The organism is Geodermatophilus sp. SYSU D00965 (assembly GCF_054050075.1).
In genome coordinates, this window is the sequence record NZ_JBJGYQ010000011.1 from 105,648 (window position 1) to 120,170 (window position 14,523).

Annotated in this window: 17 protein-coding genes; 10 read left to right on the top strand and 7 right to left on the bottom strand. The window is 74.4% G+C overall.

From position 1 onward, the window contains the following. Positions 1 to 15: 15 nt before the first annotated feature. Together ACI789_RS12440 and ACI789_RS12445 are read right to left on the bottom strand one after the other, a co-directional pair. Positions 16 to 810, bottom strand: a complete 795-nt coding sequence (locus ACI789_RS12440; protein WP_457009391.1) for an AraC family transcriptional regulator — start codon at positions 808 to 810, stop codon at positions 16 to 18. Between the two features lie 21 nt (positions 811 to 831). After that, a complete protein-coding gene (locus ACI789_RS12445) occupies positions 832 to 1,194 on the bottom strand; it encodes a VOC family protein (protein ID WP_457009393.1) in 363 nt (120 codons plus the stop codon). 120 nt (positions 1,195 to 1,314) lie between these two features. Here ACI789_RS12445 and ACI789_RS12450 point away from each other — a divergent pair, with 120 nt between their 5' ends. The 3 genes from ACI789_RS12450 to ACI789_RS12460 all read left to right on the top strand — a co-directional run bounded on the left by ACI789_RS12450 (position 1,315) and on the right by ACI789_RS12460 (position 3,004). Beyond that, on the top strand, positions 1,315 to 1,560 hold the full coding sequence (locus ACI789_RS12450; RefSeq protein ID WP_457009395.1) for a type II toxin-antitoxin system Phd/YefM family antitoxin: 246 nt from the start codon (positions 1,315 to 1,317) through the stop codon (positions 1,558 to 1,560). Then, complete coding sequence (locus tag ACI789_RS12455) at positions 1,557 to 1,931, top strand: type II toxin-antitoxin system VapC family toxin (protein ID WP_457009397.1); 375 nt, start codon at positions 1,557 to 1,559, stop codon at positions 1,929 to 1,931. The genes ACI789_RS12450 and ACI789_RS12455 overlap by 4 nt, the downstream gene beginning before the upstream one ends. Positions 1,932 to 2,020: 89 nt before the next feature. After that, entirely contained in the window at positions 2,021 to 3,004 is a 984-nt protein-coding gene (locus tag ACI789_RS12460; RefSeq protein WP_457009399.1) for a hypothetical protein, read from the top strand. 634 nt (positions 3,005 to 3,638) lie between these two features. Here ACI789_RS12460 and ACI789_RS12465 read toward each other — a convergent pair. The 3 genes from ACI789_RS12465 to ACI789_RS12475 all read right to left on the bottom strand — a co-directional run bounded on the left by ACI789_RS12465 (position 3,639) and on the right by ACI789_RS12475 (position 7,097). Beyond that, the gene (locus ACI789_RS12465) at positions 3,639 to 6,014 is read right to left on the bottom strand and encodes an ATP-binding cassette domain-containing protein (RefSeq protein WP_457009401.1); all 2,376 of its coding nucleotides are present in this window, start codon (positions 6,012 to 6,014) and stop codon (positions 3,639 to 3,641) included. Positions 6,015 to 6,231: 217 nt separating this feature from the next. Then, complete coding sequence (locus ACI789_RS12470) at positions 6,232 to 6,642, bottom strand: VOC family protein (protein WP_457009403.1); 411 nt, start codon at positions 6,640 to 6,642, stop codon at positions 6,232 to 6,234. Positions 6,643 to 6,647: 5 nt separating this feature from the next. Next, the gene (locus tag ACI789_RS12475) at positions 6,648 to 7,097 is read right to left on the bottom strand and encodes a helix-turn-helix transcriptional regulator (RefSeq protein ID WP_456918346.1); all 450 of its coding nucleotides are present in this window, start codon (positions 7,095 to 7,097) and stop codon (positions 6,648 to 6,650) included. 121 nt (positions 7,098 to 7,218) lie between these two features. Between ACI789_RS12475 and ACI789_RS12480 the strand changes: the two genes are divergently transcribed. Beyond that, entirely contained in the window at positions 7,219 to 7,461 is a 243-nt protein-coding gene (locus ACI789_RS12480) for a hypothetical protein (protein WP_457009406.1), read from the top strand. 49 nt (positions 7,462 to 7,510) lie between these two features. Here ACI789_RS12480 and ACI789_RS12485 read toward each other — a convergent pair whose 3' ends face one another. After that, positions 7,511 to 7,933 carry a hypothetical protein gene (locus ACI789_RS12485; RefSeq protein ID WP_456918344.1) on the bottom strand — a complete coding sequence of 141 codons (423 nt, stop codon included), beginning with the start codon at positions 7,931 to 7,933 and terminating at the stop codon, positions 7,511 to 7,513. A gap of 79 nt (positions 7,934 to 8,012) precedes the next feature. On the opposite strand from ACI789_RS12485, the gene ACI789_RS12490 reads away from it, so the two are divergent. The 6 genes from ACI789_RS12490 to ACI789_RS12515 all read left to right on the top strand — a co-directional run bounded on the left by ACI789_RS12490 (position 8,013) and on the right by ACI789_RS12515 (position 13,782). After that, positions 8,013 to 9,263 (top strand): MalY/PatB family protein, encoded by a 1,251-nt coding sequence (locus ACI789_RS12490; protein ID WP_457009408.1) that lies wholly within the window; start codon positions 8,013 to 8,015, stop codon positions 9,261 to 9,263. Between the two features lie 34 nt (positions 9,264 to 9,297). Further along, entirely contained in the window at positions 9,298 to 10,074 is a 777-nt protein-coding gene (locus ACI789_RS12495; protein ID WP_457009410.1) for a glycerophosphodiester phosphodiesterase, read from the top strand. Positions 10,075 to 10,076: 2 nt separating this feature from the next. Next, positions 10,077 to 10,964, top strand: coding sequence for a lysophospholipid acyltransferase family protein (locus ACI789_RS12500; protein WP_457009509.1), 888 nt, complete (start codon positions 10,077 to 10,079; stop codon positions 10,962 to 10,964). A gap of 121 nt (positions 10,965 to 11,085) precedes the next feature. After that, positions 11,086 to 12,435, top strand: coding sequence for an MFS transporter (locus ACI789_RS12505; RefSeq protein WP_457009412.1), 1,350 nt, complete (start codon positions 11,086 to 11,088; stop codon positions 12,433 to 12,435). Between the two features lie 73 nt (positions 12,436 to 12,508). Continuing rightward, positions 12,509 to 13,252, top strand: a complete 744-nt coding sequence (locus tag ACI789_RS12510; protein ID WP_456918339.1) for a thymidine kinase — start codon at positions 12,509 to 12,511, stop codon at positions 13,250 to 13,252. Positions 13,253 to 13,437: 185 nt separating this feature from the next. Then, positions 13,438 to 13,782 carry an RNA polymerase-binding protein RbpA gene (locus tag ACI789_RS12515; RefSeq protein WP_457009414.1) on the top strand — a complete coding sequence of 115 codons (345 nt, stop codon included), beginning with the start codon at positions 13,438 to 13,440 and terminating at the stop codon, positions 13,780 to 13,782. 161 nt (positions 13,783 to 13,943) lie between these two features. On the opposite strand, the gene ACI789_RS12520 is transcribed toward ACI789_RS12515, so the two are convergent. Next, on the bottom strand, positions 13,944 to 14,507 hold the full coding sequence (locus ACI789_RS12520; protein ID WP_457009416.1) for an FxsA family protein: 564 nt from the start codon (positions 14,505 to 14,507) through the stop codon (positions 13,944 to 13,946). Between the last annotated feature and the right edge of the window lie 16 nt (positions 14,508 to 14,523).

The window sequence follows — 14,523 nt, forward strand, 5'->3', positions numbered from 1 at the left end:
GGAACGCGACACCGGTCAGCCGCGGACCTCGCGGGCGTAGCGGGCCGGGGGAGTGCCGACGGCTGCGGTGAAGTCGCGCACCAGGTGCGCCTGGTCGCTGTAGCCGAGTTCGGCGGCGACCGCGGCCCAGTCGACCTCCCCGACCAGGGCCCGCTCGGCGACCTCCCGCAGCCGGGCGGCGCGGATCAGCTGCTTGACCGGCAGGCCGACGACGTCGGCGAACGCCCGCTGCAGCCGGCGGACGCCGAAGCCGGTCCGCTCGGCCAGGTGGTCGACGCGGGTGATGGACCGGTCGGACTCGATGAGCGCGACGGCGGCCTCCAGCTCGGCGCGGTCGGCGACGGGGGAGTGCGGCAGGGCGCCGAGCCACTCCTCGAGCACCGCCCGCGCCGCGGCGAGCCCCGCAGCCCCGGCGACCCGTCCGGCCAGGTCGGCCGGCAGGGGGAGCAGGTCGGCGGCCGGCACCACCCGGTCGCGCAGCTCGCGGACCGGCCGGCCGGCCAGCGCCCGGAAGGACCCCGGCCGGAACCGCACCGCGGTGACGGTGGCCGCCCCGGCCAGCGACCGCCGGTAGGTGCCCGACACCGGACCGGTGACCCACACGCCGTCGGGCTCGACGGAGAGGTTCACCGCCGGATAGGACAGCACCAGGGACTCATGGCTCGTGCCGGGCGGCAGGTCCCAGGTCACGCGCCAGAACACCGCGACGAGGTCGGCGAGGCCGGCGGACGGCGGCAGCCGCTCGAGCCGGTAGACGTCGGGGATCGCCGCCGGGCGGACGATGGCCCTCGTGCTGCTGGCGGCCTCCACGCCGAGGACTGTACGAGCAGGTCAGAGCGTGTGCGTCAGGTTCACCACGTTGCCGTCGGGGTCCTTGACGTGCGCGACGCGCTGGCCCCACGGCATGTCGTTGGCCGGACCGGGCGCCTCGCCGCCGAGCTCGGTCACCCGGGGCAGGAGCGCGTCGACGTCGTCCACCTCGATGCTGAGCAGCATCCGGCCGGGGGCGCCGGGCACGACCGAGCCGTCGGAGGACAGGCCCAGCTCGGAGTCGCCGACCTGCAGGCCGACGTAGAGGACCGGGCCGTCGTCGGGGTGGCGCATCGTCTCCGTGGCGCCGAGGACGCCGGTGTAGAAGGCGAGGAGCCGGTCGACGTCGGGCGTGACGATGATCGGGCGGACGGTGCTGGGCACGGAGGGCCTCCTGGGCGGCCGGGGACTCGTCTGAGGGCAGACGCCCGCACAGCCGCCGACTCATCGGTCACCCTCCGGACGCGCTTGACTTAGCCAGACTTAGCCAAGGACCATGGGGGCATGGAGCACACGGTCAACGTCCACGAGGCGAAGACCCACCTGTCGCGCCTGCTGGAGGCCGTGGAGCGGGGGGAGGACGTGGTGATCGCCCGGGCCGGGAAGCCGGTCGCGCGGCTGGTCCCTGCTGCCCCGGCCCGGCGGCGGCGGGAGCCGGGGGCGTGGCGGGGGCAGGGGTTCATCGCCGACGACTTCGACGAGACGCCGGAGAGCCTGATCGCCGCCTTCCACGGCGAGTCCGGCTCGTGACGCTGCTGCTCGACACGCACGTGCTGCTGTGGTGGCTGTTCGGCGACGCCCGGTTGACGCCGACCATGCACGCGGCGATCGCCGACCCGGCCACGGCGGTCACGGTGTCGGCGGCCTCGGCGTGGGAGATGGCGATCAAGGCGGCACTCGGCAAGCTGTCCGTCCCGGACCGGCTCGCCGAGGAACTCGACGACCAGGGCTTCGACACGCTGCCGATCACCGTCGAGGACGGCCTGGCCGCCGGCGCGCTGCCGCGACACCACGACGACCCCTTCGACCGCGTGCTCATCGCGCAGGCGCTGCGCCGCAGGATGGTGCTCGTCACGGCCGACCGGCGGTTCGCCGACTACGACGTCCTCACGCTGGCGTAGCGGCCGCGCGCGGGACCTTCGGCAGCGGCCGGCCGCCGGGGCGTGCGGGACGGTGGCCGGCACGGACGGGCGAGCGATCGGAGCCGACGATGAGCACGCGAGACCCCCTGACCGCCGTGGTCGCCGACCTGCCGTTCCTCCCGCTCGAGCAGCGCAACGCGCTCGTGGACAGCCTGTTCTACGACGTGGGCGGCCTGTCGGCCGAGGAGCTGGCCCAGCTGTCGCCGCTGACCGACCGCGAGGGCAGCGTCGTCGTCGTGCCGCCCACCGGCAGGGGAGCGGTGCGGCACTACCGGACCGCGCTGCGCTTCCTCGACGCCGAGGGCGACCGGATCCGGGCCCTCGCCGTGGCCGGGGTCGGCAGCTCCGTCGTCGGCACGGTGGCGCTGGCCCGCAACGTCGCCGACGCGATCGGCTCCGACGTCGCCGGAGTGGTGACCGGCTACGGCCTGACCGACCTGGCCACCGAGGCGCTGGGCGGCTGGTTCCTGTTCGGCGCCGCCGACCGGGCCCGGATGTGGCTCGAGGAGTGGATGGAGACCACGCGGGTCACCCTGACCGGCGCGGTGCCGGCGGCACTGGCCGCCCGCGACCTCGAGCCGCTGCGGCACCTGCAGCCGGTGCCGGGTCTCGACGTCGCCACGGTGGGCGACATCCTCCGGGCCGGCCCGCCGGAGCTGGTGCTGCTCGTCGGGCACAGCAAGGGCAACCTGCTGCTGGACGTCGTCCTGGAGCAGTTCGTCGACGACCTGGACGGCGACGGGCACGCCTGGTTCGACCGGCTGCACGTGGTGACGTTCGGCGCGGTGGTCGGCCTGCCGGCAGAGGTCCACCACGTGCGGCAGTACCTGGGCTCCCTGGACGTGCTCGGCCGGCTGAACTCGCGGCGGGGCACGCCGCGGACCGTCGTCCCGCGCGCCGGGCACCACCTCAACCGCCGGCTGCCGTGCCACCTCGACGCCGTCCGGACCCTGCAGGAGTACCTGGCCGGGGGCGCGGTGACCCGGCTCGGTCCGGACGACCGCGGCTGGACGGCGGTGGAGGAGGCGCGGCCACGGGCGTGGTGGTCGTGAGCCACGGCGAGAGGAGGCCGGCGCCACGTCAGTTGACATAATGTGCATTATCGGCGCGACAGATACCTGCGGGACGACGTGCTGCAACGCCGGCCGGCGTCGCCCAGCCGGCGTCCCGCGGACTCGCACGGCGTCCGGACCCGCGTCGTCGTCGTGCATCGACGCCGTCGGCGCGGCACGTGCGGGCGCTCGTCCGGCCGCCGGGCGGCCTGACGACGCACTCCGCACCCGTCCGCGGCCGCCCGGTCTCACCCTGCCCGCACGGCCCGAGACGATCTTCCTCCTGGGTCGACCGCCTCGGCTCGACGTCCCGCCGAGCCGTGCGGCCACCCCGCCCGGGTCCACCGATCCACCCGTCATTACGTCACTGTGACGCAACGACGGGTGTGTGCGTCTGGTGCACGGCGACCCGGGTGCACAGCCGCGCCGGGTGCACAGCCGTGCCCGCGCGCCGACGGCGATCCCGCCACGACTCCCCCGGACCGCCTCGGCCGGCGCGACCGCACCGCCCGACCGGGAGCGAGGCGACCCGCGCCGACCGGCGGACGTTCCGGGTGACCCTCCCCCCTTCACCCGCTGACCCACCCCCTGTTCCGTCACAGTGACGGAATCGGGGGTGGGTCAGCGGGTCCGGTCAGGCGCCGACGTAGTCGGCCAGGTGCCGGCCGGTGAGGGTGGAGCGGGCGGCGACCAGGTCGGCGGGCGGGCCCTCGAAGACGACCGTGCCACCGTCGTGGCCGGCGCCGGGGCCGAGGTCGATGATCCAGTCGCCGTGCGCCATGACCGCCTGGTGGTGCTCGATGACGATGACCGACTTGCCGGAGTCGACGAGCCGGTCGAGCAGGCCGAGCAGCTGCTCGACGTCGGCCAGGTGCAGGCCGGTGGTCGGCTCGTCGAGGACGTAGACGTCGCCCTTCTCGGCCATCTGGGTGGCCAGCTTGAGCCGCTGCCGCTCGCCGCCGGACAGCGTGGTGAGCGGCTGGCCGAGGGTGAGGTAGCCCAGGCCGACGTCGACGAGCCGGTCGAGGATCTTGTGCGCGGCGGGCGTGCGCGCCTCGCCGGTGCCGAAGAACTCCTCGGCCTCGACCACCGACATGCCCAGGACGTCGGCGATGTCCTGCCCGCCCAGCGTGTACTCCAGCACCGACGCCTGGAACCGCTTGCCCTCGCAGTCCTCGCAGGTGGTCTCGACGGTGGCCATGACGCCGAGGTCGGTGTAGATGACGCCGGCGCCGTTGCAGGTCGGGCAGGCGCCCTCGGAGTTGGAGCTGAACAGCGCCGGCTTGACGCCGTTGGCCTTGGCGAAGGCCTTGCGGATCGGCTCGAGCAGCCCGGTGTAGGTCGCCGGGTTGCTGCGTCGCGAGCCCCGGATCGCGGTCTGGTCGACCACCACCACGCCCTCGCGGCCGGCGACCGAGCCGTGGATCAGCGAGCTCTTGCCGGAGCCGGCGACGCCGGTCACGACGCAGAGCACCCCCAGCGGGATGTCGACGTCGACGTCGCGGAGGTTGTGGGTGCGGGCACCCCGGACCTCCAGCACCCCGGACGGCGTCCGCACCGAGGGCTTGAGGGCGGCGCGGTCGTCCAGGTGCCGCCCGGTGAGCGTGCCGCTGGACCGCAGCCCCTCGACGGTGCCCTCGAACACCACTTGGCCGCCCTCGGTGCCGGCACCGGGGCCGAGGTCGACGACGTGGTCGGCGATCGCGATCGTCTCGGGCTTGTGCTCCACGACGAGCACCGTGTTGCCCTTGTCCCGCAGCTGCAGCAGCAGGTCGTTCATCCGCTGGATGTCGTGCGGGTGCAGGCCGATGGTGGGCTCGTCGAAGACGTAGGTGACGTCGGTGAGCGAGGAGCCCAGGTGGCGGATCATCTTGGTCCGCTGCGCCTCTCCCCCGGAGAGGGTGCCGGCGGGCCGGTCGAGGGAGAGGTAGCCCAGCCCGATCTGCGCGAACGAGTCGAGCAGGTGCTGCAGCCCCGTGAGCAGCGGGGCCACCGAGGGCTCGTCGAGGTCCCGGACCCACTCGGCGAGGTCGCTGATCTGCATCGCGCACAGGTCGGCGATGTTCTTGCCACGGATCCGCGACGACCGGGCTTCCGGGGCCAGGCGGGTGCCCTCGCACTCGGGGCACGTGGTGAAGGTGATCGCCCGCTCCACGAAGGCCCGGACGTGCGGCTGCATCGCCTCGACGTCCTTGGACAGCATCGACTTCTGGATCTTGGGGATGACTCCCTCGTAGGTGAGGTTGACCCCCTCCACCTTGATCTTCGTCGGCTCCCCGTAGAGCAGCGTGTGCAGCTCCTTCTTGCTGTACTGCCCGATCGGCTTGTCCATGGGCAGCCCCGCGCCGCTGAAGATGCGGCCGTACCAGCCGTCCATGCTGTAGCCGGGGACGGTCAGCGCACCCTCGCTGAGCGACTTGCTCGCGTCGTAGAGCGCCGTGAGGTCGAAGTCGGTCACCGAGCCCATGCCCTCGCAGCGCGGGCACATGCCGCCGAGCCGGGTGAAGGTGGCCTTCTCCGCCTTGGTCTTCGCGCCGCGCTCGACGGTGATCGCACCGCTGGCCCGCACCGTGGGGATGTTGAAGGAGAACGCGTTGGGCGAGCCGATGTGCGGCTGGCCCAGCCGGCTGAACAGGATGCGCAGCATCGCGTTGGCGTCGGTGGCGGTGCCGACCGTGGACCGCGGGTTGGCGCCCATCCGCTCCTGGTCGACGATGATCGCGGTGGTCAGGCCGTCGAGCAGGTCCACCTCCGGCCGCGACAGCGTCGGCATGAAGCCCTGCACGAAGGCGCTGTAGGTCTCGTTGATCAGCCGCTGCGACTCCGCGGCGATCGTCCCGAACACCAGCGAGCTCTTGCCCGAGCCCGAGACCCCGGTGAACACGGTCAGCCGCCGCTTGGGCAGCTCGACGTCGACGTCCTTGAGGTTGTTCTCCCGCGCGCCGTGCACGCGGATCAGGTCGTGGCTGTCGGCGACGTGCAGCGCGGGCGACTGCGTGTCCGTGCTCATCAGGTCTCCATCTGTCGGGCGGGCGGCCGCGGCGGTCCCGGAGGCGCCGCCGGGCTCGAGCAGCGCGCCGTCGTCGGCGCGGTCGCGGCATCGCTTGCGCTGTCTACCTCATCGGCGGGGCCGGCGGGAGGCGCGACGCCCGTCCGGCTGACGCCGGGCGGGGTCGCGGGCAGGGGTGCGGTCGAGGTGGGGCCGATCGGCGGTGGGTCCGGTCGGCTCAGCGCAGCTGCTGGATGCGGACCATGTTGCCGGCGGGGTCGCGGAAGGCGCAGTCGCGGACGCCGTAGGGCTGGTCGGTCGGCTCCTGCACGACCTCGACGTCGGCGGCCTGGATCTTGTCGAAGGTGCCGTCGAGGTCGGGCGTGGCCAGCAGGATCCAGCCGTAGGTGCCCTTGGCCATCATCTCGGCGATGGTGCGGCGCTCGTCGTCGGTGATGCCGGGGTCCGCCGCCGGGGGCGCCAGGAGGATCGACGTCCCGGGCTGCCCGACGGGGCCGACGGTGATCCAGCGCATGGCGCCCCGGCCGACGTCGCTGCGGACCTCGAACCCGAGGACGTCGCGGTAGAAGGCCAGCGAGGCCTCGGGGTCGGTGTGCGGGAGGGCCGTGGTGTGGATGGTGATGTCCATGGCGGTCACGCTAGGTGCGGCCCGGTGACCTGGGCTTCTCGATTCCTGACCGGTCTGGTGACCCGCTTCGCCACGCACGACGGCATCCCCGCCGTCGCCCGCGCCGCCTCCCGCCGGTAGGTGCTCGGCGGCATCCCGACCAGCTCGGTGAACCGGGTGCTGAAGGTGCCCAGCGACGAGCAGCCCACCGCGAAGCAGACGTCGGTGACGCTGAGGTCGCCCCGGCGCAGCAGCGCCATCGCGCGTTCGATCCGCCGGGTCATCAGGTAGCTGTAGGGCGACTCGCCGTAGGCCCGCCGGAACTCGCGACTGAGGTGGCCGGCCGACATGTGCACGCCGCGGGCCAGCGCCTCGACGTCCAGCGGCTGCGCGTACTCCCGGTCGATCCGGTCGCGCACGCGGCGCAGCCGCGCGAGGTCGCGCAGGTGCTGCGTCTCGGCGGAACCGCTGGTCACCCGGGCGATCGTGCCACGCCGCGCCGGGGACGGACCGGCCGCGACCCGCCGTCGAACGCCCGGGATGCGGACCCGGGAGTTCGACGGGCGGACCTCCTGCGGGCTGCCTAGGGTTCCAGACATGCAACTCCGACGTCCGATCGCCGCACTGATGACTGCTCTGGCGCTGTTCGGGGGCGGCGCGACGTTGACCGCCTGCGAGGCCGCCGGGCAGGACCAGAACGACGGGACCACCGACAGCGGGGACGCGCCCAACACCGACACCAACGAGGAGTCCGACCCGTCCCAGGACAACGTGCCGGACAACTCCGACCAGGGCGACGGGGTCGAGCAGGGCGAGGGCGAGGAAGAGGAGGACGGCTGACCGTCCCGGTCCCCGGTCCAACGGCCCGCGCCGCCGGCTGACGGTGACGTCAGCCGGCGGCTCGCTCGGAGACCCAGAGCTTGTCGAGCCGACCGGTGGAGCGGACCAGGTCGGCCAGCGAGCGTTCCAGCTCGGCCTTGGTGTGCCGCTCCCCCAGCAGGGTCTGCACGTCCTCGATCGCGCACCGCAGCTGGTAGAGCCGGTCCTGCAGGCCGTCGAGCTCGGCCCGCGTCACCAGGACGACGTCGCCGGACAGCCCCGCCTTCGCCGTCGCCGACCGCTGCTCGTAGGCGCGCTGGCGGCAGGCCTGCCCGCAGTACTGGCGGGGCCGGCCCACCGACCCCTGCTGCGGGAGCACCCGGCGGCACCACCCGCAGCGGCGCTCGGTGCCACTGGCCTGGCGGGGGCCGGGCAGCGCGGGATCGGTCGATGCCTCCTCGTCGGTCACCTGCGTGCTGTCGTGCTTGGCCACGCAGGGCACGGTAGACGTGACCCCTGACAGGACCGAGGGACACGCCCGACACGCGGAGCGCACCAGGAGGGAGCACGCCGTGCAGGAGTTCGACGCGGTCACCGAGGAGGCGCTGCGCGCCGGGGGCAGCCTGAAGTGGACGCGCTACGGGACGGCGATCGGCGCGTTCGTGGCCGAGATGGACTTCGGCACCGCCCCCGAGGTGCAGCAGGTGCTGCACGCGGCGGTCGACCGGGCCGCGTTCGGCTACCTGACTCCGGAGGCCGCCGCGGCGATGTCCCGCGCGTGCGCCGGCTGGTACGCCGAGCGGTACGGCTGGGCGGTGCCCGCGGAGTGGGTCTCCCCGCTGGCCGACGTGCTGGCCGGGCTGCAGGTGGCCATCGAGCAGTTCACCCCGCCGGGCAGCCCCGTGGTGCTGCCGACGCCGGCGTACATGCCCTTCCTCACCCTCCCCGGGATGCTCGGCCGGGAGCTGATCGAGGTGCCGATGGTCGAGCGGGACGGCCGGGCCGGCTACGACCTCGACGGCATCGCCCGCGCCTTCGCCGCCGGCGGGGCGCTGCTGGTGCACACCAACCCGCACAACCCGCTGGGCCGGGTCTTCAGCGAGTCCGAGCAGCTCGCCCTGGCCGAGGTCGTGGAGCGGGCCGGTGCCCGGGTGTTCGCCGACGAGATCCACGCGCCGCTGGTGTACCCGGGCGCGCGGCACCGCCCCTACGCCGCACTCTCCCCCGCCACCGCGCGGCACACCGTCACCGCGACGTCGGCGTCCAAGGCCTGGAACCTGCCCGGCCTCAAGGCCGCGCAGCTGCTGCTGTCCAACGAGGCCGACGCCGCCACCTGGGCGCGGGTCGGGGCCCGGTACACCCACGCCGCCGCCACGCTCGGGGTGCTGGCCAACACCACCGCCTACACCGAGGGCGGCCCGTGGCTGGCCCGGGTGCTGGACTACCTCGACGGCAACCGCCGCCGCCTCGGGGAGCTGCTCGCCGAGCACCTGCCCGGGGTGCGCTGGACCCCGCCGGAGGGCACCTACCTGGCGTGGCTGGACTGCCGCGCCCTGGACCTGCCCACCTCGGCGGGGACGTTCTTCCTCGACCGCGCGGGCGTGGCCCTGGTCGACGGCCCGGAGTGCGGCACCCCCGGCGCCGGGCACGTCCGGCTCAACCTCGCCACGCCGCGGCCGGTGCTGGAGACCATCGTCGCCCGCCTGGGCGGAGCCGTCGCCGGCCGCACGGACGGGGCCGTCGCCGGCCGCACGGACGGGGCCGTCGCCGGCCGCACGGACGGGGCCGCGGAGGCACGAGGAACGGGTGGGACGAGGCCCTGACCGGCGCGGAGGGCACCGGCGTTAGCGTGTCGGCGTGGTCCCGGTCCGGTACGCGTTCCTCGACGGGCCGACCCCCATCGCCATGGCCCACCGCGGCGGCGCGATCGAGCACCTGGAGAACACCATGCCGGCCTTCCAGGCCTGCGTGGCGCTGGGCTACCGGTACCTGGAGACCGACGTCCGCGTGACCGCCGACGGGGTGCCGGTCGTCTTCCACGACGCGACCCTGGACCGGGTCACCGACCGCTCCGGCCGCATCGACCAGCTGCCGTGGGCGGAGGTCGCCGCGGCGCGCATCGGCGGGCGGGAACCGATCCTGCGGCTCGAGGAGCTGCTCTGCGCGTGGCCCGACGTCCGCTTCAACCTCGACATCAAGGCCGCCGGCGTCCTGGCCCCGTTGGCCCGCACCGTGCGGCGGCTGGACGTCGCCGACCGGATCTGCCTGGGGTCGTTCTCCGACGCGCGGATCGCCGCCGCCCGCCGGCTGTTCGGGCCCACGGTGTGCACCTCGCTGGGCCCGCGCGGGGTCGCCGCCCTGCGCCTGTCGTCCTACTCCCCCCGGGCGGCCGGCCTGGTGCGCATCCAGGCCGGCTGCGCCCAGGTGCCCCTGCAGCTGGGCGGGCGGGCCCTGGTCGACGAGCGGTTCCTGGCCGCCGCGCACGCCCGTGGCCTGCAGGTGCACGTCTGGACGGTCAACACCGAGGAGGAGACGACCGCGATGCTCGACCTCGGCGTGGACGGCGTCATGACCGACCGCCCGGCGATGCTGCGCGAGCTGCTGGAGAAGCGCGACCAGTGGGTGGCGCGGTGAGCATGGGTGCGCGGGTCCGGGCCTGGCGGCCGCCGGCGCCACCGCTGCCGGACGACGTCGCGCACCTGGTCGGCCCCGACGACCCGGAGTGGTTCGCCCGCGAACTGGCCATCGCCGCCACCCCGCCGTGGTGGTTCTGGCGGTTCGCGCTGCGGTGGCTCTCCTGGCTGCCCAGCGTCTTCGGCCGGATCCAGGTGACCGGGTCGATCCCCGAGGAGTGGCGGGACGGCCCGCTGCTGCTGGCGGTCAACCACATCGGGGACTTCGACACGTTCGTCGTCGCCGCCGCGCTGCACAAGGCCGGCGTCACCCCGCGGTTCATGGCCACCGGCGGCATCATGCGCGCGCCGGTCGTCGGCCCGCTGCTGGAGCGCGCCGGCGGCATCCGGGTGGACCGCGGCACCGACGTCGCCGCGCACGCGCTCACCGTCACCCAGGTGGCCCTGGCCCACGGCGGCCACGTCGTCGCCTATCCCGAGGGCCGGGTCGGCCTGACGCCCGACGGGTGGCCCGAGCGCGGCCGGACAGGGCTGGCCCGGATGGCGCTGGCCGCCGACGTGCCGGTGATCCCGGTCAGCCAGTGGGGCGCCCACGAGCCGCTGCAGTACGCCAACGACTGGGGCAAGCTGCGGACCCTGCTGCGCGCGTTCTGGCGGCAGCCGGCGCTCAAGGTGCACATCGGCCCGGCCGTCTTCTTCGAGGACCTGCAGCCGGGCCGGGTCGGCGACGCCAACCGGGCGCGCACCCGCATCGCCGCGGCGATCACCCGGGGCCTGGCGCCGCTGCGCGCCGGGGAGCCGGCCGACCGGCCCGCCTTCGTGGACCCGACCCGGCCGACGACGGCGACGGCGGCGTTCCCGGGCGGCGTCGTCCCGGACGACATCAGGTGACCGGTCCTGCGCGCGCCGGGAAGCGCAGCACCGTCGGTCACGGCGTGGCCGACCACCGGCGAGGACACCCCGTGACCGGCGCGTGCTGGACCGGCCCCCCCACGGCTGACACCCTGCGCCCGTGACGACGGCCGCCACCCCGACCGCCCCCTCCACCGACCGCGCCCTGCGCCGCGAGCGGTTCGGCTGGTACTCCTACGACTGGGCGATGTCGGTGTTCAACACCAGCGTCACCACCGTCTTCCTGGGCCCCTACCTCACGGCGATCGCCGAGGAGGCCGCCGGGCCCGACGAGCGCCTGTCGTTCCTCGGCCTGTCGATCGCCGCCGGCAGCTGGTTCTCCTACGTCCTGTCGGCGTCGGTGCTGCTGCAGGTGCTCGTGCTGCCGCTCACCGGCGCCGTCGCCGACCGCACCGGCCGCAAGCGGGAGATGCTGGCCGGCTTCGCCTTCCTCGGCGCGCTGGCGACCACCGGGCTGTACTTCGCCGGGGACGGCCGGTGGTTGCTGGGGGCGGCGCTGTTCGTGGTCGCCAACATCAGCTTCGGCGCGGCGACGGTCGTCTTCTACTCCTGGCTGCCGGACCTGGCCGGCCCCGACGAGCGGGACGCCGTCTCCAGCCGCGGCTGGGCGTTCGGGTACGTCGGCGGGGCGCTGCTGCTCGCCGTCCACCTCGGGCTCGTGGTGGGCGCCGAGGGGCTCGGCCTGACCACCGGCGAGGCGGTGCGGATCTGCCTGGCCACGGCCGGCCTGTGGTGGGGCGGGTTCACCGTGTTCACGGTGTCGCGGCTGCGCAACCGCCCGGTGCGCGACCCCGACGCGGTCGGCAGCCGCAGCGGCTTCCGCCAGCTGGCCACGACCCTGCGGGAGATGCGGGCGTTCCCGCTCACGCTGTGGTTCCTCGGCGCGTACCTGCTGTTCAACGACGGCGTCCAGACCGTCATCGCGCTGTCGGCCACGTACGCCACCGAGGAGCTGGGCCTGGACCAGTCGGTGCTCACCGGCGCGATCCTCATGGTGCAGGTGGTGGCGGTCGCCGGGGCGCTGGGCCTGGGCCGGCTGGCCGCCCGCTACGGCGCCAAGCGGGTCGTGCTGGGCAGCCTGGTGGCCTGGATCGGCGTGCTGGTCGCCGCGTTCTTCCTGCAGGCCGGCGCGGTCGGCCAGTTCTACGCGTTGGCCGCCGTCATCGGCCTGGTCCAGGGCGGCACCCAGGCGCTGTCCCGGTCGCTGTTCAGTCAGCTGATCCCGGCGGGCAAGGAGGCCGAGTACTACGGCTTCTACGAGATCAGCGACCGCGGCACCAGCTGGCTCGGGCCGCTGGCCTTCGGCCTCACCTACCAGCTGACCGGCTCCTACCGGCTGGCGATCGTCAGCCTCGTCGTCTTCTTCGTGGCCGGCTTCGCCGCGCTGGCCGCGCTGCCCATCCGCCGCGCGGTCGTCGCGGCGGGCAACCCCGTCCCGGAGCGTTTGTGACCGAGCCGGCGAGGTCACCCGAGGACACAGCACCTCAGGGAACGGTGCCGACGAGCGCCAGCGAGGAGGCAGCGTGACCCCTCCCCTCGACTCCGACGCCCGCACCGAGCGCCGGCTGGTCTCCGTCCCCGTCGCCGGGGACCGCCGCCGCCACCCGGCGCCGGCACACCTGCGGTTCTTCCACGGCCCGATGGACTGCGGGAAGTCGACCCTCGCGCTGCAGGTCGACCACAACCAGAGCCGGCAGGGACGGCGGGGGCTGCTGCTGACCCAGGGGGACCGCTCCGCCCGCCCGCAGATCAGCTCCCGGGTCGGGCTGTGCCGGGAGGCGATCGAGGTCGACGCCGGCACCGACCTGCGGCTGCTGGTCCGCGACTCCTGGGCGGTCGGCGACCGGGTGGACTACCTGATCGTCGACGAGGCCCAGTTTCTCACCGACGCGCAGGTCGACCAGCTCGCCGAGCTCGTCGACGAGTCGCACGTCGACGTCTACGCCTTCGGCCTGACCACGGACTTCCGCACCCGGCTGTTCCCCGGCACCCAGCGGCTGCTGGAGGTCGCCGACGACGTCCAGCGGGTCCAGGTGGAGGTGCTGTGCTGGTGCGGGCTGCCCGGCCTGCTCAACGCCCGGGTGGTGGACGGCGCCATGGTGCGCGAGGGCGCGACGGTCGTCGTCGCCGACACCGCGCCCACGCCGGCCCCCGACGAGACGGGCCCCGACCCCGAGGTGCACTACCAGGTGCTGTGCCGGCGGCACCACGTCCTGGGCCAGCTCGGGCCGACGGCCGCGGGCCCCGGGCAGCTCGCCCTGCCCTGACCTACCCCATCGGGGGGTGGCCGCGGGCTCCTATACCACCCCATGCGATGATTTCGAACCGACTCTGCGGAATCTCTCCGCGAAATCTGTCGTTGGTCCTTTCGACTCCCTCGCCGGGTGGGTAACCCCCCGTCCAGCGACGTCGAGAACCGACCGACACCACCAGCACGAGAGGACGGTGTGCCATGGGCGAGCGTTCCCTGCGGGGCAGCCGACTGGGCAGCGTGAGCTACGAGACCGAGCGGAACACCGCACCGATCGAGCGCCAGTACGTGGAGTACCGGTGCCCCTCGGGCCACCTGTTCACCGTGCCCTTCGCGGATGACGCCGAGGTGCCCGACACCTGGGAGTGCAAGTTCGACGGCTCCGCCGCCAAGCTCGTGGGTGGCGCCGAGCCGGCTCCCAAGAAGGTCAAGCCCCCGCGGACGCACTGGGACATGCTCCTGGAGCGTCGCTCGGTGGACGACCTCGAGGAGGTCCTGGCCGAGCGGCTCGAGGTGCTCCGCGGCCGGCGGACCCGCGCCAGCTGAGCTGAGGGCCCGCCTCCCGGAGGCAGGCGGACCGACGGAACGGCCCCGGTGGGACTCCCCACCGGGGCCGTTCCGCGTCCGGAGCCCGACGACTCCCGCTCCCCCGGCCGGTCCGACCTGCCGCGGGCCGGCCAGCGAGTCGTCGGCCAGCGAGCCGACGGCTAGCGAGTCGGCCCGTCCTGGACCTGGCCCTCGACGACCCCGCCCTCGACGACCCCGCCTTCGACGACCCCGCCCTCGACGACCTGGCCTTCGACGACCCGGCCCTCGACGACCAGCGGCCGGTCCGCAGGCGGCGGCCCGGCATACCGGACCTCCTCGACGCGTCGGCTGCGGACGTGCACCGGGCCGCGCAGCTGCACGGGCAGTCGGTTGGCGAGCACCCGGCCCAGGACGGCGCGCACCAGGAACCGGGTGGGCGGGAGCAGGCACAGCAGGCCGACCAGGTCCCCGAGGAAGCCCGGCAGCACCATGAGCAGCCCGCCCAGGCCGATCAGCCCGGCGTCGCCGAGGGCGCGGCCCGGGAGCCGGCGGTCCCGGGCGCGGTCGCGCAGCTCGGACAGCGCCCGGGTGCCCTGCCGGGCCAGCAGCGCCCAGCCCAGCGCGCTGGTGGCCAGCGTCGCCAGCAGGGTCCAGCCGACCCCGATCCAGCTCGCGACCAGCACGAAGACGACGACCTCGGCCAGGGCGAACAGCCCGGCTGCGATGCGCACGCGGCGACCCACGGCTCTCCTCTGCCCG

Excerpts from the sequence above, each read along its gene's own strand:
- ACI789_RS12450 (WP_457009395.1), top strand. The coding sequence starts at position 1,315 with ATGGAGCACACGGTCAACGTCCACGAGGCGAAGACCCACCTGTCGCGC.
- ACI789_RS12460 (WP_457009399.1), top strand. The coding sequence starts at position 2,021 with ATGAGCACGCGAGACCCCCTGACCGCCGTGGTCGCCGACCTGCCGTTC.
- ACI789_RS12465 (WP_457009401.1), bottom strand. The coding sequence starts at position 6,014 with ATGAGCACGGACACGCAGTCGCCCGCGCTGCACGTCGCCGACAGCCAC.
- ACI789_RS12470 (WP_457009403.1), bottom strand. The coding sequence starts at position 6,642 with ATGGACATCACCATCCACACCACGGCCCTCCCGCACACCGACCCCGAG.
- ACI789_RS12480 (WP_457009406.1), top strand. The coding sequence starts at position 7,219 with ATGCAACTCCGACGTCCGATCGCCGCACTGATGACTGCTCTGGCGCTG.
- ACI789_RS12500 (WP_457009509.1), top strand. The coding sequence starts at position 10,077 with ATGGGTGCGCGGGTCCGGGCCTGGCGGCCGCCGGCGCCACCGCTGCCG.
- ACI789_RS12515 (WP_457009414.1), top strand. The coding sequence starts at position 13,438 with ATGGGCGAGCGTTCCCTGCGGGGCAGCCGACTGGGCAGCGTGAGCTAC.